Genomic DNA, 25629 nt, shown 5'->3' with positions numbered 1-25629 from the left:
ATTCCCGCTACCCGCTCCAAGAATGTCCCAGCTCATCCCTTGTGCTCGTTACCCGATGAAACGCGGGAACAGGGCGCCTATGTTTGCTAGGTAAGACCAACGCGGCAAAGGGTCCTGTGGGGCGTGTTGGGGGCGTTGATCGCTTGACCCCCGCGCCGCTGCCCGCCATGAAACGGAACGATGCTTGGCTTTAGGGCCAAGTCAGCGGATCACTCAGAACCAAAGGCCCACCATGGCAAGACAACCAGCGCAACCGTCAAGCACCGCCGTACCCGGTGGAAGCGAAGAGCGTGAACGTTCCAAGAAGGTCGGCGTTTTGCGGGCCCTGTGGCCCTTTGTGCTGCCCTATAAAGGCCTGATGGTTGGGGCAACAATCGCTCTGGTCCTGACCGCTGCGATGTCGCTGACCTTGCCGCTGGCTGTGCGTCGGGTCGTCGACAATTTCCGGATCGGCGATACCGAAGTTCTGAACCTCTATTTCATGGCTGCCATGGGCATTGCCGCGGTTCTGGCCGTGGGCACAGGTGTTCGGTACGCGCTTGTGACCCGACTGGGCGAGCGGGTGGTGGCCGATATTCGGATCGCCGTCTTTGACCGCGTGATCGGGATGAGCCCCGAGTTTTATGAAAAGATCATGACCGGTGAGGTGCTCAGCCGGATCACGACGGACACAACCTTGATCCAATCGGTTCTAGGCTCCTCTGTTTCCATTGCGTTGCGCAACATGTTGCTCTTTGCGGGGGGCATGGTTTTGATGCTGCTGACCTCGGCCAAGCTGACGGGCATGGTGCTGTTGATTGTGCCGGCCGTCGTCGTGCCGATTCTGGTGCTGGGCCGCCGTTTGCGGGTGATCAGCCGCGAGAACCAGGATTGGATCGCGGCCTCATCCGGCAACGCGGGCGAGGCGCTTGGTGCGGTGCAGACAGTGCAGTCGTTCACCAACGAAAACGCCAGCCGCGAACGTTTTGCCGATATGACCGAGACATCTTACGTCGTCTCGAAGAAACGCATCCAGACACGCGCGATCCTTACAGTGATCGTGATCTTTCTGGTCTTTACCGGGATCGTTGGTGTCCTGTGGATGGGTGCCAACGATGTGCGCCAGGGCGAAATGACAGAAGGCACGCTGATCCAGTTCGTGATCTATTCCATCATCATGGCGGGGTCTGTCGCGGCCCTGTCCGAGATCTGGAGCGAACTGCAGCGTGCGGCGGGTGCCACCGAACGACTGGTCGAACTGTTGAATTCCGAAGATTCGGTATTGGACCCTGTTGGCCCTGTGGCGCTGCCTGACCCGGTCCGCGGTGAGATCGAGTTTAACGATGTCACCTTCCGCTATCCTGCACGGCCCGAAACTCTGGCTTTGGACAGCCTGTCACTCACCGTGAAGCCGGGTGAAACCGTGGCCTTTGTCGGCCCATCTGGCGCGGGCAAGACCACTGTGATCCAAATGATCCAGCGGTTCTATGACCCGGATCAAGGGCAGATAACGCTGGACGGCATCGCGCTCAGCGACATGCGACGCGACAGTTTCCGCCGCGCCATTTCCATGGTGCCACAAGACCCAGTGATCTTTGCCGAATCGGCCCGCGAAAACATCCGTTTTGGCCGCCCTGGTGCAAGTGACGCCGAGGTCGAGCAGGCGGCGCGTGCTGCTGCCGCGCACGATTTCATCTCTGCTCTGCCTGACGGTTATGACAGCTTTGTGGGCGAACGTGGCGTAATGCTGTCAGGCGGGCAGAAGCAACGTATTGCCATTGCCCGCGCCATCCTGCGCGATGCGCCGGTGCTGCTGCTGGACGAGGCGACTTCGGCGCTGGACGCAGAGAGTGAGCGCGCGGTTCAACAAGCCGTCGATGAGTTGAGCGCCAATCGCACCACGCTGATCGTGGCGCACCGTTTGGCGACAGTCAAAAAGGCCGATCGCATTGTGGTGATGGAAAACGGCCAGATCGTCGATCAGGGCACCCACGATCAGCTTGTGGCAGGTGGCGGGCTTTACTCTCGTCTGGCGCGCCTGCAATTTACTGATGGTTTGGCCGCCGAATAATTTCCCCTGCCAGCTTATTGAGAGGCTGCTACCCCTACTGCGAGAATGACACGCGGCATAAGGAGTAGTGGCATGGGTCTGTGGAATTTCATCAAGGATAGTGGCAAATCAATCTTTGGCGGGGATGACGCCGAACCCACCAAAGAGGCGCTGGAGCAAGAGATTGCCGATCTGGGTCTGGATGCTCCGGGCGTGGATATCGTGGTTGAGGGCGACACTGTCAAACTCACTGGTGCAGCGGCCAGCGACGAGCTTAAGGAAAAGCTGATACTGGCGGTTGGTAACGTCGAAGGCGTCGCTGCTGTCGAGGAAGAGGTCGCGGCCCAAGGAGGTGTACCGGTGTTCCACCGTGTCGAAAAAGGTGACACCCTGTGGGCGATCGCCGACAAATCAATGGGCAATGGCTCTAAGTACCAAGAGATTTTTGAGGCCAACAAACCGATGCTGAGCCACCCGGACAAGATTTATCCTGGGCAGATGCTACGCATACCACAGTCCTGATGTCTGCCGAAACTACAGAAAAGCCGCCACGTAAGGCGGCTTTTTCGTTTAGTCGTGGCGTCAAACCACGGGTGGCGTTACGTCACCTGTGCTGATTTTCGCGTCACAAGTTAAGCGCTTGCTTGCACAAGAGTGGGAGAGGCCGCATCTTGTGCTTAAGGATGAACTTTGTCAGGTGAACGGGCAGACGTTGGGAGGAATACGGATGACTTTTGCAACCGTCGCAGATCGCACGCGCATGGAAAACGAAATGAGCTGGGAAGAGCGGGACGTCGCCGTTACCCTGCATCAACTGCTATCGCGCACGGCTGGAAAGTTTCCATCCCGCCCGGCGATGAGCTATCAGCTGCTCTCTGGGCCCACCGACAAGGCCGAGACGCTCAGCTGGCAGCAGCTGCTCGAAAAGACCAACCAGGCTGCGAACCTGTTCCGCTCGCTTGATGTGGGAGAAAACGATGTAGTTGCATATATCCTGCCCAACTGTAACGAGACGCTCCTGACCTTCCTTGGCGGCGCTGTCGCGGGCATTGTGAACCCGATCAACCCGCTCTTGGAACCGGAACAGATCGCCTCGATCCTGCGCGAAACCGGGGCTAAAGTTGTTGTCACGCTCAAGCCCTTCCCCAAAACCGACGTCGCCCAAAAGGTGGCCGAGGCCGTTCGCCACGCGCCGGGTGTGAATACCGTGCTAGAGGTTGACTTAAACCGCTATTTGACGCCGCCCAAATCCTGGATTGTGCCGCTGATCCGTCCCAAATTAGAAAACAAGGAACAGATCGCGCACGCGGACTACAAAAGCTTCAACAAAGAGCTGAACAAACAACCCAAGACGCTGGCCTTTGCCGACAGCACCGAAGATCGGGTTGCCTGTTATTTCCACACCGGCGGCACCACGGGCATGCCCAAGGTCGCACAGCACAAGTATTCCGGCCTGATTTACAACTCGTGGCTGACGTCCGAGCTGCTCTATACCGAAGAAGACGTGATCATGTGTCCGTTGCCCCTGTTCCACGTTTTTGCCTGCCACGTGATCGTTATGGCGGCCGTGGCCTCGGGCGCGCATGTCGTCTTTCCAACACCGCAGGGCTATCGCGGCGATGGTGTTTTCGACAACTTCTGGAAGCTGATCGAGCGTTGGAAGGTGACGTTTATCATCACCGTTCCCACCGCGATCTCGGCCAAGATGCAGCGTCCTGTTGATGCCGACATCTCGACTGTAAAAACGGCCTTTTCGGGGTCGGCCCCGCTTCCGGTAGAGCTGTACCGCCGGTTCGAAGAGGCCACTGATATCAAGATCATTGAAGGGTATGGTTTGACAGAGGCGACGTGCCTTGTGTCCTGCAACCCCATAGATGGTGAGAAAAAGATCGGCTCGATCGGGATCACCTTCCCCTATACGGACGTCAAAATCCTCAACAATACACCTGATGGCCCGGTCGAGGCAGGAGTGGATGAGATTGGCGAGATCTGCATCTCGAACCCCGGTATCTACGCAGGCAATACCTATACCGAGGCGGAAAAGAACGCCGACCTCTACCATTTCGACAAATACCTGCGCACCGGAGATCTGGGGCGCGTGGACGGCGATGGGTATCTGTGGATCACGGGGCGGGCCAAGGACCTGATCATTCGCGGCGGACACAACATCGACCCCGCCGAAATCGAAGAGGCCCTGCTTGGGCATGAAGCCGTGGCTTTTTCAGGGGCTATCGGTCAACCGGACGCACATTCGGGCGAGGTGCCTTGCGCCTTTGTCGAACTGGTTGAAGGAGCTTCGGTCACGCCTGAGGAACTCTTGGAATACTGCAAAGTGCACGTACACGAGCGCGCTGCACAGCCCAAGCACATGACCATCCTGGACGAATTGCCCAAAACCGCTGTGGGCAAGGTGTTCAAGCCGGACCTGCGCAAAAACGCCATCACCCGCGTTTATAACGGTGAGCTGGAGGAGGCGGGCGTAGCCGCGCGTGTCGTCTCGGTCATCGATGACAAGAAACGGGGCCTTGTTGCGCAGCTTGACGCCAACGGTAGCTCGGACGACGATGTCGCTAAGGTCTTGGGTGGTCACACCCGACCTTGGGAGTGGGCAGCCTGAGCGGAGGGCAAATGGACTACAACAGTCTGATCGACGAAGAAACCTGGGCGTTTATCGCCCGGACTATCGAAAGTTATCCCGAGGACGCGGTTGAGTTGTCCATCGAAGGGCAGCGGCAGGTTTATGACACCATGTGCCGCGTCTTTCACCAAGGCTACCCTGATGGGGTCGAAGCGGTGGATGTTCAGGCAAATGGCGTCCCGGTCCGCGTCTATTCCGCAGGCCAACCAACCCGCACTGTGGTCTATTACCATGGAGGTGGGTTTGTCGTCGGGGGGCTGGAAAGCCACGACGACGTGTGTGCCGAGATTTGCGCACAGACCGGCTATCGCGTTGTGGCGGTCGACTATCGCCTGTGCCCCGAATTCCGACACCCTGTTCAATTCGAGGACAGCTGGACCGCGACCCAATGGGCGGCCACTGAATTCGGTGATCCGCTGATTCTGGCAGGCGACAGCGCAGGCGGAAACCTTGCCGCCTGCGTCGCGCATTTTTCCCGTGGGCGGATGGACAACGTGTTGGGCCAAGTGCTGATGTATCCTGGTCTGGGTGGTGACATGACCAAGGGTTCGTACCTTGAGCACGCCAAAGCACCGTTGCTTACGCTGGATGAAATCAAATTCTACCAGACAGTGCGGTTCCACGAAGAGGAGCCGGTTGGCGATCCGACCTATGCTCCGCTGCATGACACAGATTTTTCGGGATTGCCGCCGACCGTTGTGTTTTCTGCCGATTGCGACCCGCTGCGCGACGATGGGCGCGACTACCGCGATCGCCTGCAAGAGGCCGGGGGCAAGGCTCATTGGATCAATGAAGACGGCCTGGTTCACGGTTATCTGCGCGCCCGCACAACGGTTGGCCGCGCCCGCGACAGCTTTGAGCGTATGTCAATCGCGATCGAGGCTTTGGGGCAGGGGATCTGGGCCTACGATTGATTTCAAGTTGGTGCATCGCGGTCGTTGCCTGTCGCGACGTTGCAGACAAGCAGGCTTTGACCGACTATCGTCGACATTATGACAGAACAATATTCATCCGCCCTGTTTCAGCCATTTACGTTGCCTTGCGGCGTTGTCCTAAAAAACAGGATCGCAAAACCGGCGATGTCGGACTCGTTGGGCGATGGCCGCGGAAACCCGACCGGCGCTCAGATCAACCTATACAAACGTTGGGCACAGGGGGGACTGGCCTTGTCGATCATTGGCGAGGTTCAGGGCTCCCCGCATTTTGCCGAGAAACCCGGTAACTTGGTTTTGAATCCATCCGCCGATCTTGAGAGCTTTCGAACCCTTGCTGATGGGGGCAGAACAAACAACGCCAACCTTTGGATACAATTGGGCCACGCCGGGGCGATGGCAGATGTACCAATCAGCTTGGCCAAAGGGCCAAGCGCGCTGGATGTACCTGGGTTGAATTGCGCGGAACTAACACTGGATGAGATACAGGCGATCCCGGCTGAATTTGCGCGCACTTCTGCTCTTGCGCAGCAGGTTGGGTTCGGCGGCGTGGAGATCCACGCAGCACACGGGTTCCTGCTCAATCAGTTTTTGTCGCCTTTGTTCAACAAGCGCACAGATGCCTATGGCGGGGCTCTGAAAAACCGAATGCGGTTGTTGCTTGAGGTGGTCGACGCCGTTCGAGAGGCCGTTGGCCCACGTTTCCCGGTGGGAATTAAGCTCAACGCGACAGATCAGTTGGAAGGTGGGTTTCAACAAGACGAGGCCCTTACCGTGATTGCGGCCCTTGATGCCAAAGCGATAGATCTGATCGATATCAGCGGAGGAACGTATTTTCCCGGTGCGCCCTCTTCATCAGATCGTGCGGGTTCGGGACCATATTTTCTGGACTTCGCCGAACGTGCGCGGGCGAATACGAAAATACCGTTGATGGTGACAGGTGGGTTCAAAACCTTTGAGCAGGCCGAAAGCGCAGTTTCACAGGGAAAGGCAGATATTGTCGGCCTTGCCCGAGCGTTGGTTGTTGCTCCTGACATCCCAAACAAGTGGCAGTCAGGTCAAGAGAAGCACCCGCCGTTTCCAAGGTTCAACGCCCCGCCCGAAGGCGGGGTCACAGCCTGGTACACGATGCAGATCACAAAAATTGCCGACGGGGCTGAGCCGCTGCGGGCCGATGAATTGACCGATGCGATTGATGTGTACGAAGCCCGTGATCGCAAAAGACACGCCATCTGGAATGATCACTTTGGTACCGGGTGACCTATTTCCTCGACTTTCACTCGATTGAATGTTCAATGAAGAGCCGCCGCGAAATGGGCGGCTTTTCCTTGCGCTGACAGCCTAGAGAGAGGCCAACCACGTCCGAATGGCAGCCGAGTACATGTCGGGTTTCTGAAACATTGAAAAGTGACTTGTACCATCAAGAACCAACAGCTTTGCGCCGGGGATGTTGTCGGCGACGGCGGCAGAATGGTCGTGCAGGATCGCCTCGTCATGTTCGCTATGCACGACCAACGTGGGGACGGTGATCGCCTCGATTGCTTGCAGCCCGTCCGCCTTGTCGGCAAACCACATCTCAGACACATCAGCCACGAATCCTTCGAACCCGTCCGGAGTGGGGGACATTTTGGCGTAATCTCCGGCCATCATGCCGACATAGCCGCCGAACACCTCGTTGGTTTCAACCGACGGATCGACACCCGCCAATGTGACGTTGCCCGCATGCGCGAAATGGCTGGCCAGGCGGCTTGGGGCGGTCTTAGAAATTTCATAGCCGATGTTGGCACCATCGGACCAACCCACCAGATGCACCCTGTCCACGTCCAGCGTGTCCAGCAGGGCCAGATAATCCTGCGCCAGCAAACTGATGGAATAGGCACTGCCGTTGTTGGTGGTGCGTCCATGGCCGCGAGTGTCGGCGACAATCACCCGGTGGTCCTGTGCCAGGTCGGCTACTTGAGACGCCCAGATGTCAGCATGGGCCAAACCCCCATGGATCATCAGGATCGGTGTGCCGTCGCCGTCTCCATAGCTGGCATAATACATGTTTATCCCATTCACGGATGCGGTGCCGCTTTCGGCGGCGTCCGGCATTGCGGGGGGGGTCGGGATGGATTTCCACACCTCCTCGGCGGTGGCGAATTGGGCTGTGCTGACAACGGCTGTCACTGCCGCAATAGCGAGTGCTTTGAGCATGGTGTTTCCTCCCGAAACGCTCTGGTGTTGGTTTTGGCACCGGGTTCGATGCTACAGTCCCAAATGATAGTCTGGAAAAGCGCCCGCGCGTTATCGGTGCTGCGCAGAAAGGGCGGAGGAATCACGTGACAAATATTGCCGCATTATCAAATAGCTGCATGCCGGGCTACGTGCTAAGCGCGAATCCCGGTCTGATCTGGGATGCGCATTACAACGACTTCGACGCCCAAGCACAGCGGTTGGTGGGGCATGATCAAAGCTATGTCCAACTGACGCCCGGAGCATTCGAAGGGCGATTTCTGTCCTGCACATTGGGGCCAGATGTGGCCATTCACATTGAACATTGCAATCAGGCGTTAGAGCAGCAGGTGACGGGTCACTCGACAGCGCTGTCGATTGGGGTTGCCATTCAAGGCGGACAAAGCTTTTTGGCCAATGGTGAGAGGCTGTCGGTTGACGACATCCTGTTTATCCCACCCGACGCTGATCTGCACCTGCTCAGCCCAGTGAACGGCTCGGTCCTGGCTATCACAGTGCAGGACAGCGCCCTTTGCGGGTTTTCAGAGCTGTCTGACCCGTTGCAGTCCTATCTGCATCAGACGCCCGAAGTGCAGATCCTGCGCAACCCGCAGCTGGCCCGTCGCATTCGCGAGGATGTGGTGCAAGCCGTTGAGGGGTGCAACCGCTCAGAGTGTTCTCCGCAAGAAGCGACGCGCATTGGCCATGCCTTGTTGACGGGATTGTTCGCCAAACTGGCCATCGACCTTTGCGCCATCCCCGGGGGCGATCACGGGCGGGTCCGGCAGTCCTATGACCGATTCATGGCCTGTCGGGATGCCATTCTAAGAGATTGGGAACAGGTGCACGATTTAGATGCGCTGACCGATCAAACCGGTATCAAGCGCCGTTCATTGCAACAGGCGTTCACGTCCCACGTCGCAGCCGGGCCGTTGACCTATCACCGGATTATCCGACTTCATCTGGTGCGGCGAGCGCTGCTGGACGAAGCGGCGCAGGCGGACAGTATCGGCGACATCGCGGCGCGGTTTGGGTTCTGGAATTGGAGCCAGTTTACTCAGCACTATCGCGGCCACTTTGGCGAGGTCCCGTCGCAGACGCGGGCTTTGGTCTGATTTGGAAATGAGGGAGAGCCCTTAGGCTCCCCCGTTCTGGAGTTACTTCAAGAAGGGCTCTGCCTTCATCGTGTCGGCCACCGGCGCACCCATCATCGACAGGATGGTCGGGGCGAGTTGCAACTGGTCGATCACGTAGTCCTCGGCTGGGCCTTCGGCATCGCCAAAGTAGTACAGCGCCGTTTCCTGTTGCAGCGGCCCGCGCCCGCCGTGGTGGCCGCGCTCGTCCTGCCCATGGTCAGCGGTGACGATGACGTCATAACCCAACTGACGCCAGCGGGGGATGAAGGGGGCCAGCATTTCGTCCATCACGAAACAGGCGTGGTCCATCTGTTGGCAGTCGTGAAAGAACCGATGCCCCATACTGTCGAGCGTGCAGGTGTGTAAGATGCCATAGTCCAACCCAAACCGCAGGGAGAGGTTGGTGAGTGTGCCGAACAGGTCCACATCCGACGGGGTCATCTGGTTGTCGTGGCCGTAACCTGTCATCGAATGAAAGCGGCCGTGGTTGATCGTCTTGCTGTCAGGTTCGTCATATTCGACGTCGCGGACAAAGTCGAACGGGTGGCGGTTGAAGAACTGCGACCAGAAGCTGTGGGTCACCGCCCCAGTCACACCGCCACCTTCGCGCACCTGGCTGAACACGTCCTTGTGGCTTAGTCGAAACACATTGCCGTTGCCGGTGCAACCGTGTTCGGCGGGGGCCACGCCAGTGTGGATCGAAGCATAGCAGCTGGCCGAAATCGACGGCAACACGGCGCGCAGTTTCCACACGCGGGCATCGCCGCTGTCGACCCACCCCTCGAGGTTGCCAAACAGTCGACGGAAGTTGCGCCAGGGCACACCGTCGAGAATGATCAAAAGAACTTTCCGGTCCATCGCGATCTCCTTTTCGCGTCGCGGGTTTAGTCGACCATAGGGCTCGCTGTGGGCCATGCAGGTCAATTCACGCCCCCAATAGTAAAATCCCGACGCCTGCCAAGATGCAAAACGCCGGGATTTCAAATCTTCATAGAGGTGTCATGAAACGTCTTAGTTTCCGGCGCTCTCCATCTTGCGGTTGGCGACCACCTCTTCCAGCCAACCCAACCTCATCTCGGGAACCGAGCTGAGCAATAGGTCAGTGTAATCGTCGAACGGCGGGCTGAGCACTTCGGATTTCGACCCATAGCGCGCAACGCGACCCTGATACATCACCGCGATACTGTCGCTGATCGCGCGGACCGTTGCCAGATCGTGGGTGATGAACAGATAGGCCACGTTCTCGATCTTCTGCAGGTCCAGCAGAAGCTTGAGAATGCCGTCCGCCACCAACGGATCAAGTGCCGATGTCACCTCGTCACAGATAATCATCTTGGGCTTGGCCGCGAGCGAGCGGGCGATACACACGCGCTGTTTCTGGCCGCCGGACAGTTCCGCCGGATAGCGGTCCATGAACTTTTCGCCCAGTTCGATCTCATCCAGCAACTCGATGAGCCGCTTGCGCTTTTCATCACCCCGCAGGCCGAAATAGAACTCCAGCGGGCGCCCGATGATCGTACCAACCGTCTGACGCGGGTTCATCGCCGTGTCAGCCATCTGATAGATCATCTGCAACTCGCGCAGATCTTCAAGCGAGCGCCCCGCCAGATCGCCGCTGAGCGTGCGACCAGCGAAGTCGATCTGCCCGTCGCGCGGTGGCAATAGGCCGGTGATTACCCGTGCAAGTGTCGACTTGCCCGAGCCGGATTCACCCACCACAGCCAAGGTTTGGCCAGGGTGCAATTCGACGTTAACGTTATGAAGCACGTCGAAATTGGTGCCCTTGTAGCGCGCGGTGATGTTGCGCACGGTCAACACCGGTTCCGGGGTGGGTGGTTTTTCTTCGTGCTCGATAGATCGCACCGACACCAACGCCTGCGTGTATTCTTCTTGCGGGTTGTTGATGATCTGATCGGTGTTGCCGTATTCGACGGTGTTGCCCATCCGCAAAACCATGATGTCGTCGCTCACTTGTGCCACAACCGCCAAGTCGTGGGTGATGTAGAGCGCGCCAACACCTGTGTCTGCGATAGCCTCTTTGATGGCCATGAGAACGTCGATTTGGGTTGTCACATCCAAAGCCGTAGTCGGTTCGTCAAAAACCACCAGATCCGGTTCAGGACACAAGGCCAGGGCCGTCATGCAGCGTTGCAGCTGACCACCCGACACCTGGTGCGGATAGCGTTCACCGATGTTGTCAGGATCGGGCAGACCCAGCTTGGCAAACAAGGTCCGCGCCCGCTGTTCGGCATCTTTACGGGAGAACTTCTTCTGTTCCACCGCCGCCTCTACAACCTGATCCATGATCTTTTTGGCCGGGTTGAACGAGGCCGCTGCCGATTGCGACACGTATGTCACTTCGGCGCCGCGGAGTTTGCGGATGTCCTTGAGACCCGACTTCATGACGTCGCGGCCATTGACCCAAACCTCACCACCGGTGATTTTGACACCGCCCCGGCCATAGGCCATTGAGGCCAGGCCGATGGTTGACTTACCAGCCCCGGATTCCCCGATCAGTCCCAACACCTTGCCGCGCTCGAGGTCGAAATCGACCCCGTGCACGATGTCGATGTCATGAGGTTTTTCGCCGGGCGGGTAGACAGTCGCGCCGATTTTAAGGCCGCGTACTTTCAGCAGAGTGTCGCTCATCCGCGGCCTCCTTTCAGCGAAGTGGTCCGGTTCAGAACCCAGTCGGCGACCAAGTTGACCGAGATCGCCAGTGTGGCGATGGCCACGGCAGGGTAGAGTGCCGCACCGATACCAAAGTTGATGCCTTCCTTGTTCTCTTTCACGATGCCACCCCAATCCGCGAGCGGCGGCTGAACGCCAACACCCAAGAACGACAGGGTCGAAATGAACAGAACCATGAAGATGAAACGCAGGCCCAGTTCCGCGACCAGTGGCGACAGAGCATTGGGCAGGATTTCACGGAAGATGATCCATTTGAGCTTTTCACCACGCAGACGCGCCGCCTCGACATAATCCATGACCGAGATGTCCACCGCGACCGCTCGGGCCAGACGATAGACGCGGGTTGAATCGAGCAAGCCCATGAGGACGATCAGCGTCACGACAGTGGCCTCGATCGACGACAGGATAACCAGTGCCAGGATCAGCGAAGGGATCGACATGAACAGGTCAACCAGACGCGATAGCGCCATATCAATCCAGCCGCCGGTGACGGCAGCAAAGAAGCCTAGCGAAGCACCGGTCACAAAGCTGAGAATCGTTGCCAGCGTGGCGATCCAGATCGTGGTGCGCCCGCCGTATATCATCCGGCTGAGCAGATCGCGACCGATTTGGTCAGTGCCCAGCAGATGCTGCGCGGAAGATGGCTCCCAGACGTCGCCAACAACTTCGGCCATGCCATAGGGCGTAATGATGGGGGCGAGGGCGGCTGCGATGAAGTAGGTTGCCGTGATCACCAATCCGATCATGGCTGAGAGAGGGATGTTTTTCATCATTTGGGATGCCTCAGCCTTGGGTTGGTTAGAATTGAGACGACGTCGGCAAAGATGTTGAGCAGGATGTAGACTGCGGCAAAGATCACACCGCAAGCCAGCACAACCGGCACATCACGTTTCACCACTGCGTCCACCAGATACTGCCCCATGCCGGGATAGGCGAACACCACCTCGACTACGACGACGCCCACAACCAGATAGGCCATGTTGATCATCACAACGTTGACGATCGGCGCGATTGCGTTCGGGAAAGCGTGACGCGCAATGACCTGAAAACCGGACAAACCCTTAAGTTCGGCAGTTTCAATATAGGCGGACTGCATCACGTTCAGGATTGCAGCGCGGGTCATACGCATCATATGCGCCAGAACCACCATCACCAGAACGGCAACGGGCAGCGCAATCGCGTGCAGCTTGTCCAACAGGTCCATCGAAGGCGAGATATTCGCAAATGACGGCGCCCAGAACAGTTTCACGGCGAAGAAGAAGATCAGGATATAGGCGATCATGAATTCGGGCAGCGAGATCGAGGCCAGAGTGACACCCGAGATCATCTTGTCCGGCCAGCGGTTCTGATAACGCACGGCGATCAGCCCCAAAAGAATGGCCAGCGGCACCGAAATCAAAGCAGCCCAGAACGCCAGGAACAGCGTATTTGCCATGCGGGACTGAATGCTTGTCGCGATGTCCAGTTTGTTGGTCAGGGCGAGCCCCATGTCGCCTGTCATAATTCCACCCAGCCATTCGAAATAGCGGGTCAGTGCGGGTCGATCCAGACCCATTTCCTCGCGCAGGTTGGCAAGGGATTCTGTGGTTGCGGCTTGTCCCAGGATGGCTTGCGCTGCATCTCCGGGAAGGGCTTCGGTCAACCCGAAAATCAGGGCCGAAGCGGCGAGGAGAAGGAGGGCGCCCAACGCTAAGCGTTGAGCGACCAGTTTCACAATCGGATGCATCCGTCCGAGACCTTAGGCTTTCCAGGTCTTCTTGGACGCGTACCAGTTCATGACCGGACCGTTCGGATCGGGCTCGTAACCCTGAACCGAGTTTGAAACGGCGTCGATGAAGTCGTTGAACATCGGCAGGATCAACCCGCCTTCGTCGCGGATCATGGTACCCATTTGCGAATAGGTTGCCTTGCGCTTGGCCTCATCCAGCTCGGCGCGTGCCGATAGGAGCATCTCGTCAAAGGCGGCAACCTTCCAACGGGTGTCGTTCCAGTCTGCGGTCGACAGATAGGCTGTCGAATACATCTGGTCCTGCACCGGACGGCCACCCCAGTACGAGCAGCAGAACGGCTGCTTGTTCCAGACTTCCGACCAGTAACCATCGTTGGGTTCACGCTTGATTTCCAGCGGGATGCCGGCCGCTTGAGCCGACTGCTGGAACAGAGCAGCTGCGTCCACAGCACCCGGAAAGGCGCCGTCTGCAGTGCGGAGGATGATCGGCGAGCCGTCGTGGCCCGACTTCTCATAGTGCTCCTTGGCTTTAGCCATGTCGTGCGCACGTTGCGGGATGGACTCGTCAAACAGCGGATAGGCCGCGTTGATAGGCATGTCGTTGCCAACACCGCCATAGCCGCGCAGGATCTTCTCGACCATCTCTTCGCGGTTCACGGCGTATTTCAGCGCCAGACGCAGTTCGTTCACATCGAACGGCGCGGTGTCCACATGCATGATGAATACATAGTGTCCACGACCCGAAACGTTGCGAACCGCCAGGTTCGGCGCGCGATCCAGCAGTTGAGCGATCTTGGGCTCAACGCGGTTGATGATGTCGACCTGACCGGATTGCAACGCCGCGGTACGGGCGGTTGCGTCGTTCAGGGTGATCACTTCAACACCGTCATAGTGGGCAACAGCGTCGCCGCCCCAATAGTTCGGGTTGCGTTTGAAAGTCATGCGAACACCAGGCTCGTCAGTCTCCAGTGTGTAAGCACCGGTACTAACTGCCTCGGTCGGGTTACCAAAGCCGCCATCTGGCTGAATCACCAGGTGATAGTCGCCGATCAGATAGGGCATGTCTGCGTTACCGACGCCCAAGGTCAGTTCGAAAACGTCACCGTCCGCGCGCATCGACTCGATGCCTTTGACGATGCCCAGAGCACCGGATTGCGAATCTTCGTTGGTGTGACGCTCCATGGTGCGCATCACGTCTTCGGCGGTAACCGACTTACCGTTCGAGAACTCGATACCTTGACGTATCTTGAAACGCCAGGTCTTGGCGTCTGACGAGCCTTCCCAGCTTTCCGCGACTAAACCTTCGAGGCTGCCATCGGGGCCAACCTCGACCAGGGTTTCACCCCAGTTGCGTCCGCCAGCAATCGGAACATCCGATGCCCACAGGGCCGGGTCTTGGGAATTGGTAGATTCGCCGCCCTGAACACCCATCTTCAAAACACCGCCCTTGACTGGGCTGGCTGCCTTGGCAGCGTCGGCAAACATTGAGCTGGCGACCGCGGCGGAAACGCCGAGTGCTGCAGCTTTGCCCATAAACTCGCGGCGGGTCATTTTCCCGTCCGTCACATTTTGGGCCATATAATTAAGTTGGTCTTTCATGGATTACTCCCGTTGAGTGGTCGCGCGTGTTGCGCTGTTTTTGTTGATTGGTGAGTCAAGGTTTGCGTATTTCCCCCCATCGGGCAAGCCTGAATGATGAGCTTTGCCCTGACCGAAGTTACATTTCGGTTCTTGGAATTTTATCGCTCAGGTCGCGTTTGTATACAAGGGTGTCGTTTTCATAAGCAAACAAGCTGGCTTTGAGGTGGAAATCTGCGTCATCTGCCCACATTTCACAATGTGTTTCCGTGCGAATATTCCAGTCATCACGCCCCATTTCATCCGTCCAATGACAGGTTCCGCGCGCAGAATGAGGGTCATCGGGGTGAATCACCCATGTTTCCCGGGCCACGCTTGCGGTCATCAGTCCGTGGTCGTCATCAACAGATTTGCCATTGTCGTCCACAATGATCAGCCGCACTTTGCCTGTGGACTGATCGATCTCGGTGCGGCGTGTGTTGGAACCTTCTTTCAGAACGGTGGTCTTCCACGGTTCATCTGCATCAGCCGGTGGAAAGGTCCATTCGTCCTTCGCCCTGGCAGATCGCACAGGCAGGTCGATTTGTCCCTGGCTGAGAGACAAAGTCGGCCTGTCCGGCGAAGGCCAGATCATGGGCCAGTAGCTGGTCGAAACGGCCAGCCTCAAGCGGTGCCCCCTCGGCACGCGATAGGCGATATGATCCAAGTCTAGTGTGACGTCGTAGCTTTTTCCTGGCTCCAGCGGCGCAGGATCACTGTGGCTGTCACGATGAGACAAATTCAGAATACCATAAGTGATACGAGAAGAGGTACCATCGGGCAGCACATGGTTTAACCGTACTGCAATCTGTGCCTGCGATTTGTCCGAGCTAAGCGCCAGCTTGATGCGCGGTGCGCCAACTATGTCCAGATCCTGATCCAGTGGGCCACTGTCAAAACAACAGGCCAAGGCGTCATCCACCCGTTGATCTCCCGGTAATTCTGGGCCAGCCCAGAAGCTCCCGTATTCACCACATTCCATGCCGCAGTGCAGAGGGCTCTTGATGGATTGATCCAGTGGCCCCTGCGGCCCCAGACCATGGTCGCTCAGATGCCAGGTCTGCGTGGGGAGGTGGGCGGTTGCCCCCTCGGCCTCGGCAATCCAACGCCCGTTTCGGTGTTCGGACCGGCGTTCTGGCGCTATCCCGTCCATCACATAGGCGCGGTAATCCGGGTCATCCTCGGCCCCATTTTCGACACCTTTGAGCCAACGGTCCCACCAACGCAGGGCCTCTTGCAGGAACCCGATGCGCGGACCGGGGATGGCGAAATGGGGGTACTTGTGGATCCAGGGCCCGTTGATGCCCTTGGTTGGCACCGACAGGTTTTCGACCAGTAGTGGCACGGTGTTCATGTAGCTGTCACCCCAGCCGCTGAAGGTCAATACCGGGGTACGGATGGCCGAGAAATCCTCGCAGATTGAGCCATGCAGCCAATATTCATCGCGCGTTTGATGGCGTAGCCATACCGTGGGCAGGAAAGGCTCGTTCTCCAGCCGCTCCATCCACATTTCGCGCCATCTGTCCCCAACTAGGGCGGGGTCCGGTGCGCGGGACGAAAACGACCACATGGTCGCGCCCCAGCCGAGGTTTTCGTTTAGCAGGCACCCGCCTTTGTAGTGGATATCGTCGGCATAACGGTCCGCAGTCGAGCACAGGGAAACAACCGCCTTGAGCGGCTCGGGTTGCATTGCTGCCACCTGCAGCGCGTTGAAACCACCCCAGCTGATCCCCATCATACCGACGCTTCCGCTGCACCAGTCCTGCGCCGCCAGCCAGTTGATCACCTCGACCGCGTCATCAAGTTCTTGCTGAGAATACTCATCCCCCATCAACCCTTGGCTGTCGCCGTTGCCCCGGATGTCGACCCGGATGCAGGCATAGCCGCGTTTGGCCATGTAAGGATGGGTCAGCGCATCGCGCGCACAAGTGCCGTCGCGTTTACGATAGGGCAGGTACTCCAGAATGGCGGGAACCGGCGCAGTGCCAGCGTCCTTTGGCAGCCAAACTCGGGCCGACAGGCGGCAACCATCTGACAGGATTATTCCGACGTCGGGAAACTCTTCGATGTCGAGCAAGGTATTGGGGTTCGTCATGCCCCTGACTGTTCCGGTCGACAAGCGGCACGTCAAGCACGGGAAGCGACTGGCGAAAGGCGATTCACGACAGGTGTTGTCATGAGGTCTAAGTGCGGATGGCGATCAACAGGTCCATGACGTTGGTGCCTGTGGGCCCTGTCATCAAAAGCGCGTCCTTCTGGGCCAGATAGGACCCGCTGTCGGCAGCTATCAAAAACGCCTCTGCCGAGTCGGACCAAGTTGTCCCATCGACAATGCCGCCAGCGGCGTTTGTCGGGCCGTCGGAGCCATCGGTTCCGCCCACCAAAATGGTTAGATTTTCTTCGCCCTTGATCTCTTTGGCCAAGGCCAGTGCGAGCGCCTGGTTGCGTCCGCCGTGGCCTGGATTTTCGGGCAGAACAACCGTTGGTTCCCCGCCCAAGACGGCCACACCGGGCGTCATATTGCGAAGCTGCTCTCCCATATGCGCAGCTAATGTGGGCAGGTCCTGATGAAGAGACTCTGAATTGGCCACAACCTCAAGCCCCAGTGTTGCAGCTTTCTGCGCCGCCGCTTCACGGGCATGAGCGTTGCTTGCAATGATCCGCGCGTGTGCCTCAAAATCATGGTGATCTGGCAAAGCGCCGACACCTGATCCGATGACCATCAGATCGTCGCCGGGCACATCCGAGATCGCCAGAACATCAACCCGGTGCCCCCTGAAGCCGGCAAGCAGATTGCCGCCCTTCACGCGTGAGATCTTGCGCCGTTCCGCGTTCATGGCGGTGATGTCCAGTCCCTCGGCCAACAATCGCTTGTTCAGCGTGGTCAGGTCGTCCAGATCACGACCTTCCACCAGATCCTCGGCCAGAGAGGAGGCCCCACCAGACACCAGCAGCAACAGGGCGCTGCCAGCAGGCATCGCTTCGACTGATTGGCGCAGGGCGCGCCCTGCGGTCAGGCTGCGGGCGTCGGGAACCGGGTGGGCGGCTTCGATCAGTTCGACGCTTTTGGGCAGGCCAAGGTCGTGACCGTCTTTGGTTACGACCAGACAAGGCGTTTCGGGAAAGCAAGCAATGGCTGCTTGTGCCATCGCGGCGGCCGCCTTGCCGACGGCCAGAATGCAGTCGGGGCGCGAGGTGGTCTGCAATGCTTTTTCGGTTGCGACATAGCCGCCAACAGCATCCACGCCTGCCTGCCAGATCGCGTGGGCTTGCTCCTGCGGTGTCATTCGGTGTCCATCCAGATCGTGACCGGACCATCGTTGATCAAGTCAACCGCCATGTCCGCGCCGAACTTGCCTGTCGCTACTGGGATGCCCAAGTTCGCTACGCGCTCGGAAAAATCTAGATACAGCCGCTCGCCATCGTCGGGCCGGGCTGCAGTGGAAAATCCGGGGCGATTGCCGCGCGCGGTGTCGGCGGCCAGTGTAAACTGGCTGACGATCAAAGCCGCCCCACCGATATCTTTAAGCGAACGGTTCATTTTGCCCGCCTCATCCATGAAGATTCGCAGCTTCGATATCTTGTTAGCCAACTGCTCTGACTGCACCGCGGTGTCGCCCTGCATTGCGCAGACCAAAATCAGCAATCCCTGGCCAATCTCGCCGATAACTTCTCCCTCAACAGTGACGGAGGCGCGCGAGACCCGTTGTACCAAAGCTCTCATTCGATTTCCTTCTGAGTTGGGGCATGTGCCCCGGCGTGGTTGACGCTGAACGAGGCCGCGCGGACGCCAAAAGCGATGGCGGCGACCAGTGAGGGTTTGTCGATCTTTGCCATGGGCCCTAGCACATCTGAATGAACCAAGGATGCGAGAACTCCGGCATTGAATGTGTCGCCTGCGCCAACTGTGTCGCGAACCTCGACCTTGGGGGCAGGGACGTGGCATCCCCAGCTTCCCATCCGAGCCTCGGCACCTGCGGCCCCACATGTGTGCAGCAAAAGCTGATCGTCGCGCAGATCGGGCAGCGGGCCAAACCAGTCCAAATCCTCGTCCGAGACTTTGACGACGGATGCAAGGCGGATCATGCGGATCAGGCGAGCACGATAGTCTTCCGCGTCCCCAATCACGGAAGGGCGAATGTTCAGATCCAACCACGTTACCCTGCGTCCCGCGCGGGTTATCATCAGCTCGAATGCAGCCGCGGCAGGGGCGTGTGCAAGGCTGATGCCGCCAAAAACCAAGGCCTGGGTGTTTTTGGGAATGGTGGGTAGCTGATCTGTCGTAATAGACCGACCCGCGCTGTTCTCATCGAATAGAGTAAAGCGAATGCCATCCGGCAAGAGCTGTGCCACTGCCAAAGTCGAGGGTTTTGCACTTTGATGTGTCAACGACGTATCGACCCCTTGCCGCAGCAAGTGCTCGAATATGCGTTCACCGATGGCGTCGGTGGACAGGGCGCCAACAAAGCCGACAGAGACACCAAGGCGTGAAAGCGCAACCGCGCAATTGACGGCTGCGCCGCCCACGACGGGGAGCAGCGCATCTGAACCGTCCGCGAGTGGGACAAGATCCATCACCGCTTCGCCGCAGCACAAGATGCAAGGGGGGCTTACCCCCGCCATGTCACGGCGTCATCCAGATCGGCCCGATCGGTTCGAAACCCGTTGGCCGGGTGATCTGTTTCAGAATATCCAAACGAGACTGCGCATAGGATCAGGCGATCTTCGGGGATGGCAAAATACCGGTGCAGGAATGGCCCGTACGAGGCTACTGCTGCCTGCGGGATGGTTGCAACGCCAAGGGCCTGTGCAGCCAGAGTAAATGCGGTCACGTAGCCGCCAGTGTCCATCGCGCCATATGGCCCCAAATCGGCAGGGCTGTGTAAAATCGCGCAGTGTGGCGCACCAAACAGGGCAAAATTCTGCATCATCTGCTGGGCTGAACCGGCGCGATCCCCTTTTTCGACTCCAACCGCCTCATAAAGGGCCCACCCACAGGTACGGCGGCGGTCCTGATAGACACCTGCGTAAGTGGATGGAAAAGGCAAATCGGGTTTGGGTGCGCCGCTTGTAACTTCGTTCTGCAACGCCGTGCGAAAGTTGTCGGTCTCGGCGCCGCTGGTGACGACGACCTGCCAGGGTTGCGCGTTACACCAGCTGGGCACGCGCTGTGCTGCTGTCAGGATCTGTTTGATTACGTCACGCGGCACTGGTTCCGACCGAAAGGCGCGACAGGAATGTCGGGTGCTTAGCAGTTCGTTCAGGGCGTCATATGACATGGGCAGTCTCCTTTTGCGCCGCACCTTGACGGGCGTATAGGAGCGGCGCAAGCCCTGACGCTGGGAACGTAGATGTATCGCAGATCCGGGTTGTTGAAAGCGCAGGATTCAAAAGGCAATGCAGACGCGCATGGCATCCAAAATCGCGGCGTGCATGTTGCGCCCGGTCACCGCGTCGCCAATTCGGGCAAGAAGAAACTGACCGTTCTGATCAGTGTGCGGGAACGGATAAGTCCCGGCTATCAGGGCAGCATGGTCAAGCTGACCGAAATTTTTTGAGTACGGTTGCAGCGCAAAGTACAAGTCGTCCATAGGGCACAGACCTTGTTCCAGAACAACATGGTCGACACACCGTTCGGTGATGCTTCCTGTCAGGACATGGCGCAATTGTGCAGTGATCTTGTTCCCGTTCCTGAGCAGAGCTATGAGTTCATTCAGGCATGTGAAACTGACGTTGTTCGCGCTTAGGTCGCGCAGGGCGACAGCACTTGTGGTCGGACCCAGATCATGAAGCAATGCGCGGTCTGGCGTCGCGAACTCGACCCTGTGGCCTTGGCGCGACAGAAAATCGGCAGTGACCGCCGCGGGGTGATCGCCGATCTCGTCGATCAACAGGACATTACCGGACATCCGGACCTGACCCGACAAAACGTCCCAGCTGGATACGGTCAGGTTGCCGCCTGGTATACCCTTTGGCGGCGGCCAGCCACCCGTTGCAACCACGACCAGATCCGGTGCTTCGACCTGGACATCCTTGACCTCGGCGAATGTGTTCAGGCGGATGTCGACGCCAAGGGCACTCACCTCAGAGATCAGCCAATCTGCAACGCCCCAAATATGCCTACGCGTCTGGCCTTTGGCAGCTAAATTCAGCTGCCCGCCCAACCGGTCAGACGCTTCGAACAAGACAACCTCATGTCCTCGCAAGGCGCTAACACGTGCGGCTTCGAGGCCTCCGGGGCCACCACCCACCACGACCACTTTCTTATGGGTTTCACTGGCGGGGACTTTATGGGGAAGGCTCTGTTCGCGCCCGGTGGCGGCATTGTGACCACAGACGGCGGGCTTGCCCTGATTGACCCTGTCCACGCAGTACCCCAAACCGACACAGGGGCGAATGCGCGCTTCTTCACCTCGTGCCAGTTTCTCGACCAGATATGGATCGGCCATCTGGGCACGCGTCATTCCGACAAGATCAACATGCCCGCCCGTTATCGCATGGTGTGCCGTGGCAATATCGGCAATACCACCTGCGTGAAGGATCGGCAGTTTGACAGCCTCGCGGATACGCCCGGCCACAGTTATATGCGGCGCGGCTGGAAGGCCCATGGGGCGAACCCATTCTGCAAGGCCCAGATCATCATAAGGCGCGCCTGCAAGGATGTTGAGCAGATCTACCTGACCGGTCTTTTCCAACAATTTTGCTGCGGCTATGCATTCGTTTACGTCCAATCCACCTTCGGTCAGTTCGTCGCCAGTTATGCGCATCGATAAGATGAAATCGGGGCCAATCTCAGCACGCACCCCATCCAGAATTCGCGTGGTCAGGCGCATCCGGTTTTCAAGGGAGCCGCCGTAATCATCCTCTCGTTGATTGGTTGTTGGTGACAGAAATTGCCCTAAAAGGTGAGAGTGGGACAACAGTTCAATTCCGTCGAACCCGCCTTGCTGGCAGCGACGCGCAGCTGCGACAAAGTCCTCGACGATACGATCTATGTCCTGGTGCTCCATCACCTTGGGAAACGCCCGATGCGCGCGCTCGCGCACCCCGGATGGGGCAAGAACCGGCAACCAGTGCCCATCGTCCCAAGCAGTCCGCCGCCCCATATGGGTGATCTGGCACATGACGGCTGCACCGTGTTTGCGCACCCCGCCAGTAAGTTTTTGGAACCACGGGATGATACTGTCATCGCCAGCATAGAGTTGGCCAAAAACCGAAGGGCTGTCGGGCGCGATGTTTGTAGAGCCGCCAACCATCGTCAGTGCGACGCCACCTTTGGCTTTTTCTTCATGATACAAACGGTATCTGTCACGCGGGTGACCGTTTTCGACAAAATTGGGCGCGTGCGATGTGCTGACGATACGATTGCGCAACGTCAGATGCTTAAGTTTGAATGGGGCGAGAAGACTGGTCATGATTGCACTGCTCCATGATCGGCCGATAGGAGTAATTCACTCAAAGCCCACGAAATCGACCTGACCGCAAAGTAACTGGTGATGCGACCGGGTAATTCACTCTCGCCGACATATGCGTACATTTAGGCGACACGAGCTGCGCTTGCTGAACTTGGGTCGACAGGTATGGCCGGGTTTGTTTGTCCCGAATAGGGTAATTGTTACTGGTTTGTCGCCACCAGATAGCCCAGTCCCGCAGCCGCCAGCAGGCCCAGTGTCACGGCGATGGTGATCTTGATCGCCGACCAGGGACGCTCGCCTTGCACCCGCCCCGTGCGTCCGTTGACGACAAAGCGATAGGTCTTGCCGCGATACTTGTATGCCGCCAGCCAGACCGGCAGCAGGATGTGCTTGAACGTCACGTCCGAGATCGTGGTGTCGATGTCATGAATGCGCTGCTGATCGCCGCCGATATCGAACCGCACATCGCGTTCGATCACGCGTGCCATATGGCCACGTGCTTCGGTATAGCCGTCTTTCAGCTCGACGGTATAGGCCTCGGCCCGGAACCCGGCCAGATACTGCGGCTGATAGGGCTCTAACGCGGGCAGATCCCAGGGTTCCAGCGCATCGGTGTAGGACTTCGGCAGGCTGGTCGAGGCCAACACCAGCACATCGTCAAAGAACCGGGCAACCCGGCCCGATCTGGGCGACCAGCGGACCTTGGGCACCTGTTCCGTGACCTGTTTGCCGTCGCGCATGACAGTGCGGGTCTCATAGTAGACTATGCCGCGTTCCCCCCGGTAGCTCGACTTGGTGTCAGCATCAAAGGTCCAATAAGGCACATAAATGCCCTGCATTTTGCGTCCCTTTCGGGCGTATTCCCTGAGCCCGTTGGGCGCAAACCACAAGGCGCCCAACCAATCGCTCATCGCCCCATGGGCCGAACGTTCGTCCAGGGCAAAGGGCAGTACGCCGCGTGGTTTGATGTGACGGCTGACGCCAGTGCCGGTCACAACGGGCGTTGCACAGAACGGGCATTCGGCGGCATGGGTATCGGGATCGAACTCGACCTGAGCGGCGCAGTTGGGGCAACTCAGGACCCGGGTTTCTTCGATCTCGGACTCGGGCAGATCCTGGGCTAAGGCGGCGTCGAAGTCCAACTCTCGCAGGCTGGCCCCTTTCCAGGGACCGGCGCTGATTGTTTCGGAGTGTCCGCAGTGGTCGCAGGTCAGAGTACCATCCCCAGGATTGAACCGGTAATCCGAACCGCATTGGTCGCAGGGAAATCGGTGCTCATCCACGGGAGGGGTCATCCACAGGCTCCGTCAAAGGTATTTGTGCAGAATGCGTGGTACCATGATACGCAGAGCGTTGTCCTTTAGCCAGAGGTGTCGCCACAGGTGAAAGACGATGTGGGCGATCACCACCAGAACAAGGGCATCAAACGCGATTTCATGGATTTCTTGCGCCAAGTCGTGGATAGTCTTGCTGCCAATGCCAGGGTTGATCTGCAACCAGCCAAAAGCGTGAATGGCAAATGGGGCGACAAGCCCTGCCATGGCGCCTGTTGCCACGACGATCGGCATGCCCAATTGCAAAGCCTTGTGGGACAGGGGGTGCAGCGGCTTGAGCGGGCGAGGCAATTTGGGTCCGGGACGCCCGGCCAATCCCTTGCGTAGATAGATCAACGTCCAAATGCCGACAACAATCGCCAGCAGCAGCCCCATGCCAGCGTGCGTGCTGAGGCCCGCGCCGGGGTCGGCGGGCAGTTCGTCTGGTTCAACCAGAAAGAAATACCCGATCAAACCAGCCGACAGCCAATGCATCCATTTCAACACAGAGCGTCGGTTCATGGATCATGCACCGGGGGGTGGGGGCGGCAGGATAGTGAACAGCTGTGCCAGCTCCTGCACATCCTCGGCGCGTTTCCAACCATCCTGACCAGCAGTCCAGACAAAGGTTTCGCGCGTGATATCGTCGGTGGTTGCCATGCGCCCCAGTTTGGCTTTCGAGAACGGGCCGGATGTGACCCCATCCACCGCGATATGCCAGACATGCTCGACCGGCGGTGGGGGCGGCGGTGCAACAGGCGCTGCTGCTTGCGGCGCAGCGGGGGCGGGACGGGTGCCCCATGGACCTGTCGGTTGACCCGCTGCCATGTTGCCCATCTGTTGTGCTCCCATTTGTTGAGCTAGGGCCATGCCCATTCCCATGCCAAGACCTGCGCCCATGCCACTGTTTGGCGTGCTGGCTGCAGCGGTCATCGCTTCGGCTGCGGAATATTGCGTGAACTTGCCCAGATCGCCTGCCAAGCCCATTGACGTGCGCTTGTCCAACGCCGCCTCGACCGCAGGTGGAAGCGAGATGTTTTCGATGTAGAATTCGGGCATCCCCAACCCATAGCCTTCCAGCACGGGCGAGACTTCGGCCGCGATCAGCTTGCCCAGATCGGCGGTGTTGGCGGCCATATCCAGAACCGGGATGCCCGAGCCGGAAATGACGCGGGAAAATTCCTGTACAATGATATTGCGCACCTGGAACGAGATCTCGTCCATGGTGAACTCGCCGTCGGTCCCCACGATCTCTATCAGGAAACGGGCAGGGTCCTTGACGCGCACAGTATAGGTGCCAAACGCTCGGATGCGGGTCGGCCCAAATTCCGGATCGCGCAGCATGATCGGGTTCTTGGTGCCCCATTTGAGGTCGTTGAACCGCGTTGTGTTGACGAAATAGATCTCGGACTTGAAGGGCGATTTGAACCCATGGTCCCAGTGCTGCAGTGTCGTCATGATCGGCATGTTGTTGGTCTCGAGCATATAAAGACCGGGCGTGAACACATCCGCCAATTGCCCCTCATGCACAAACACGGCTGCCTGACCTTCGCGCACGGTCAGCTTGGCGCCGTATTTGATTTCGTGCCCTTCACGCTCGAACCGCCAGACCATTGTGTCCCGCGTATCATCGACCCAATGAATGACGTCGATGAATTGCCCCGAGAGAAAATCGAAAATACCCATGATCTGCGGCTCCCATGTCGCTTGTGCGAAACTATACCCGTTTCGCAAGGCAAATCTACGCAAGACTGACCTCGGCTGAAAGTGAGAAAGCATCTGAAATCATCCCCGTAAACAGAGATGCACGATGTTTGTTGTCAGCGTAAATCGGCTCAGGTGGCTCCCGCCCTCGCTACAAGCCCTGGCGGGCCATTGCTCGGTTGGGCCGTGCGCCTGACCTTCGGCCAGGCGC

Annotated in this window: 21 protein-coding genes; 6 read left to right on the top strand and 15 right to left on the bottom strand. The window is 58.4% G+C overall.

Annotated elements, in window-relative coordinates; translation table 11 throughout:
• Window positions 1–232 precede the first annotated feature (232 nt).
• From G6R15_RS01975 to G6R15_RS01955, 5 genes are all read left to right on the top strand, one after another.
• The gene (locus G6R15_RS01975; protein WP_164658110.1) at window positions 233–2050 is read left to right on the top strand and encodes an ABC transporter transmembrane domain-containing protein; all 1818 of its coding nucleotides are present in this window, start codon (window positions 233–235) and stop codon (window positions 2048–2050) included.
• 72 nt (window positions 2051–2122) lie between these two features.
• The gene (gene lysM, locus G6R15_RS01970) at window positions 2123–2551 is read left to right on the top strand and encodes a peptidoglycan-binding protein LysM (protein ID WP_164658109.1); all 429 of its coding nucleotides are present in this window, start codon (window positions 2123–2125) and stop codon (window positions 2549–2551) included.
• A gap of 205 nt (window positions 2552–2756) precedes the next feature.
• A complete protein-coding gene (locus G6R15_RS01965) occupies window positions 2757–4646 on the top strand; it encodes an acyl-CoA synthetase (RefSeq protein WP_164658108.1) in 1890 nt (629 codons plus the stop codon).
• Between the two features lie 11 nt (window positions 4647–4657).
• Complete coding sequence (locus tag G6R15_RS01960; RefSeq protein ID WP_164658107.1) at window positions 4658–5581, top strand: alpha/beta hydrolase; 924 nt, start codon at window positions 4658–4660, stop codon at window positions 5579–5581.
• A 78-nt stretch (window positions 5582–5659) separates the two neighbouring features.
• Window positions 5660–6859, top strand: a complete 1200-nt coding sequence (locus G6R15_RS01955) for an NADH:flavin oxidoreductase/NADH oxidase family protein (protein WP_164658106.1) — start codon at window positions 5660–5662, stop codon at window positions 6857–6859.
• Between the two features lie 81 nt (window positions 6860–6940).
• Here G6R15_RS01955 and G6R15_RS01950 read toward each other — a convergent pair whose 3' ends face one another.
• Complete coding sequence (locus tag G6R15_RS01950) at window positions 6941–7795, bottom strand: alpha/beta fold hydrolase (RefSeq protein WP_164658105.1); 855 nt, start codon at window positions 7793–7795, stop codon at window positions 6941–6943.
• A 125-nt stretch (window positions 7796–7920) separates the two neighbouring features.
• On the opposite strand from G6R15_RS01950, the gene G6R15_RS01945 reads away from it, so the two are divergent.
• Complete coding sequence (locus G6R15_RS01945; protein WP_164658104.1) at window positions 7921–8928, top strand: helix-turn-helix domain-containing protein; 1008 nt, start codon at window positions 7921–7923, stop codon at window positions 8926–8928.
• Window positions 8929–8970: 42 nt separating this feature from the next.
• On the opposite strand, the gene G6R15_RS01940 is transcribed toward G6R15_RS01945, so the two are convergent.
• The 14 genes from G6R15_RS01940 to G6R15_RS01875 all read right to left on the bottom strand — a co-directional run bounded on the left by G6R15_RS01940 (window position 8971) and on the right by G6R15_RS01875 (window position 25400).
• Complete coding sequence (locus tag G6R15_RS01940) at window positions 8971–9807, bottom strand: alkaline phosphatase family protein (protein ID WP_164658103.1); 837 nt, start codon at window positions 9805–9807, stop codon at window positions 8971–8973.
• A gap of 153 nt (window positions 9808–9960) precedes the next feature.
• Window positions 9961–11598, bottom strand: a complete 1638-nt coding sequence (locus G6R15_RS01935) for an ABC transporter ATP-binding protein (RefSeq protein ID WP_164658102.1) — start codon at window positions 11596–11598, stop codon at window positions 9961–9963.
• Window positions 11595–12410: an ABC transporter permease gene (locus G6R15_RS01930; protein WP_164659239.1), complete on the bottom strand. Its 816-nt coding sequence runs from the start codon at window positions 12408–12410 to the stop codon at window positions 11595–11597. Before G6R15_RS01930 ends, G6R15_RS01935 begins: the two co-directional genes overlap by 4 nt.
• Window positions 12410–13366, bottom strand: coding sequence for an ABC transporter permease (locus G6R15_RS01925; protein ID WP_164658101.1), 957 nt, complete (start codon window positions 13364–13366; stop codon window positions 12410–12412). Before G6R15_RS01925 ends, G6R15_RS01930 begins: the two co-directional genes overlap by 1 nt.
• 12 nt (window positions 13367–13378) lie before the next feature.
• Window positions 13379–14968, bottom strand: coding sequence for an ABC transporter substrate-binding protein (locus G6R15_RS01920; protein ID WP_164658100.1), 1590 nt, complete (start codon window positions 14966–14968; stop codon window positions 13379–13381).
• Between the two features lie 118 nt (window positions 14969–15086).
• Complete coding sequence (locus G6R15_RS01915; protein WP_164658099.1) at window positions 15087–17081, bottom strand: CocE/NonD family hydrolase; 1995 nt, start codon at window positions 17079–17081, stop codon at window positions 15087–15089.
• A gap of 88 nt (window positions 17082–17169) precedes the next feature.
• Entirely contained in the window at window positions 17170–18273 is a 1104-nt protein-coding gene (locus tag G6R15_RS01910; RefSeq protein ID WP_164658098.1) for a DUF4147 domain-containing protein, read from the bottom strand.
• Window positions 18270–18710: a D-aminoacyl-tRNA deacylase gene (gene dtd, locus G6R15_RS01905; RefSeq protein WP_164658097.1), complete on the bottom strand. Its 441-nt coding sequence runs from the start codon at window positions 18708–18710 to the stop codon at window positions 18270–18272. The genes G6R15_RS01910 and dtd overlap by 4 nt, the downstream gene beginning before the upstream one ends.
• Complete coding sequence (locus G6R15_RS01900) at window positions 18707–19609, bottom strand: carbohydrate kinase (protein ID WP_255456099.1); 903 nt, start codon at window positions 19607–19609, stop codon at window positions 18707–18709. Before G6R15_RS01900 ends, dtd begins: the two co-directional genes overlap by 4 nt.
• Window positions 19597–20265, bottom strand: a complete 669-nt coding sequence (locus G6R15_RS01895) for a nitroreductase (protein WP_164658095.1) — start codon at window positions 20263–20265, stop codon at window positions 19597–19599. Before G6R15_RS01895 ends, G6R15_RS01900 begins: the two co-directional genes overlap by 13 nt.
• 108 nt (window positions 20266–20373) lie before the next feature.
• The gene (locus tag G6R15_RS01890; protein ID WP_164658094.1) at window positions 20374–22401 is read right to left on the bottom strand and encodes an NADH:flavin oxidoreductase; all 2028 of its coding nucleotides are present in this window, start codon (window positions 22399–22401) and stop codon (window positions 20374–20376) included.
• 200 nt (window positions 22402–22601) lie between these two features.
• Entirely contained in the window at window positions 22602–23696 is a 1095-nt protein-coding gene (locus G6R15_RS01885) for a TFIIB-type zinc finger domain-containing protein (RefSeq protein WP_164658093.1), read from the bottom strand.
• 12 nt (window positions 23697–23708) lie between these two features.
• Window positions 23709–24236, bottom strand: coding sequence for a cytochrome b (locus G6R15_RS01880; protein ID WP_164658092.1), 528 nt, complete (start codon window positions 24234–24236; stop codon window positions 23709–23711).
• Window positions 24237–24239: 3 nt separating this feature from the next.
• A complete protein-coding gene (locus G6R15_RS01875; protein ID WP_164658091.1) occupies window positions 24240–25400 on the bottom strand; it encodes an SPFH domain-containing protein in 1161 nt (386 codons plus the stop codon).
• Window positions 25401–25629: the final 229 nt, after the last annotated feature.

It is taken from the genome of Tropicibacter sp. Alg240-R139, assembly GCF_900537075.1.
Lineage (GTDB): Bacteria > Pseudomonadota > Alphaproteobacteria > Rhodobacterales > Rhodobacteraceae > Falsiruegeria.
Note: the sequence above shows the minus strand (reverse complement) of the source record. Positions and strands in the feature narration are given on the sequence as shown.

Excerpts from the sequence above, each read along its gene's own strand:
- G6R15_RS01895 (WP_164658095.1), bottom strand. The coding sequence starts at position 20,265 with ATGTCATATGACGCCCTGAACGAACTGCTAAGCACCCGACATTCCTGT.
- G6R15_RS01880 (WP_164658092.1), bottom strand. The coding sequence starts at position 24,236 with ATGAACCGACGCTCTGTGTTGAAATGGATGCATTGGCTGTCGGCTGGT.
- G6R15_RS01925 (WP_164658101.1), bottom strand. The coding sequence starts at position 13,366 with ATGCATCCGATTGTGAAACTGGTCGCTCAACGCTTAGCGTTGGGCGCC.
- lysM (WP_164658109.1), top strand. The coding sequence starts at position 2,123 with ATGGGTCTGTGGAATTTCATCAAGGATAGTGGCAAATCAATCTTTGGC.
- G6R15_RS01930 (WP_164659239.1), bottom strand. The coding sequence starts at position 12,410 with ATGAAAAACATCCCTCTCTCAGCCATGATCGGATTGGTGATCACGGCA.
- G6R15_RS01900 (WP_255456099.1), bottom strand. The coding sequence starts at position 19,609 with ATGGCGGGGGTAAGCCCCCCTTGCATCTTGTGCTGCGGCGAAGCGGTG.
- dtd (WP_164658097.1), bottom strand. The coding sequence starts at position 18,710 with ATGAGAGCTTTGGTACAACGGGTCTCGCGCGCCTCCGTCACTGTTGAG.
- G6R15_RS01975 (WP_164658110.1), top strand. The coding sequence starts at position 233 with ATGGCAAGACAACCAGCGCAACCGTCAAGCACCGCCGTACCCGGTGGA.
- G6R15_RS01950 (WP_164658105.1), bottom strand. The coding sequence starts at position 7,795 with ATGCTCAAAGCACTCGCTATTGCGGCAGTGACAGCCGTTGTCAGCACA.
- G6R15_RS01965 (WP_164658108.1), top strand. The coding sequence starts at position 2,757 with ATGACTTTTGCAACCGTCGCAGATCGCACGCGCATGGAAAACGAAATG.
- G6R15_RS01885 (WP_164658093.1), bottom strand. The coding sequence starts at position 23,696 with ATGACCCCTCCCGTGGATGAGCACCGATTTCCCTGCGACCAATGCGGT.
- G6R15_RS01915 (WP_164658099.1), bottom strand. The coding sequence starts at position 17,081 with ATGACGAACCCCAATACCTTGCTCGACATCGAAGAGTTTCCCGACGTC.
- G6R15_RS01910 (WP_164658098.1), bottom strand. The coding sequence starts at position 18,273 with ATGACACCGCAGGAGCAAGCCCACGCGATCTGGCAGGCAGGCGTGGAT.
- G6R15_RS01960 (WP_164658107.1), top strand. The coding sequence starts at position 4,658 with ATGGACTACAACAGTCTGATCGACGAAGAAACCTGGGCGTTTATCGCC.
- G6R15_RS01920 (WP_164658100.1), bottom strand. The coding sequence starts at position 14,968 with ATGAAAGACCAACTTAATTATATGGCCCAAAATGTGACGGACGGGAAA.
- G6R15_RS01955 (WP_164658106.1), top strand. The coding sequence starts at position 5,660 with ATGACAGAACAATATTCATCCGCCCTGTTTCAGCCATTTACGTTGCCT.
- G6R15_RS01935 (WP_164658102.1), bottom strand. The coding sequence starts at position 11,598 with ATGAGCGACACTCTGCTGAAAGTACGCGGCCTTAAAATCGGCGCGACT.
- G6R15_RS01890 (WP_164658094.1), bottom strand. The coding sequence starts at position 22,401 with ATGACCAGTCTTCTCGCCCCATTCAAACTTAAGCATCTGACGTTGCGC.
- G6R15_RS01875 (WP_164658091.1), bottom strand. The coding sequence starts at position 25,400 with ATGGGTATTTTCGATTTTCTCTCGGGGCAATTCATCGACGTCATTCAT.
- G6R15_RS01940 (WP_164658103.1), bottom strand. The coding sequence starts at position 9,807 with ATGGACCGGAAAGTTCTTTTGATCATTCTCGACGGTGTGCCCTGGCGC.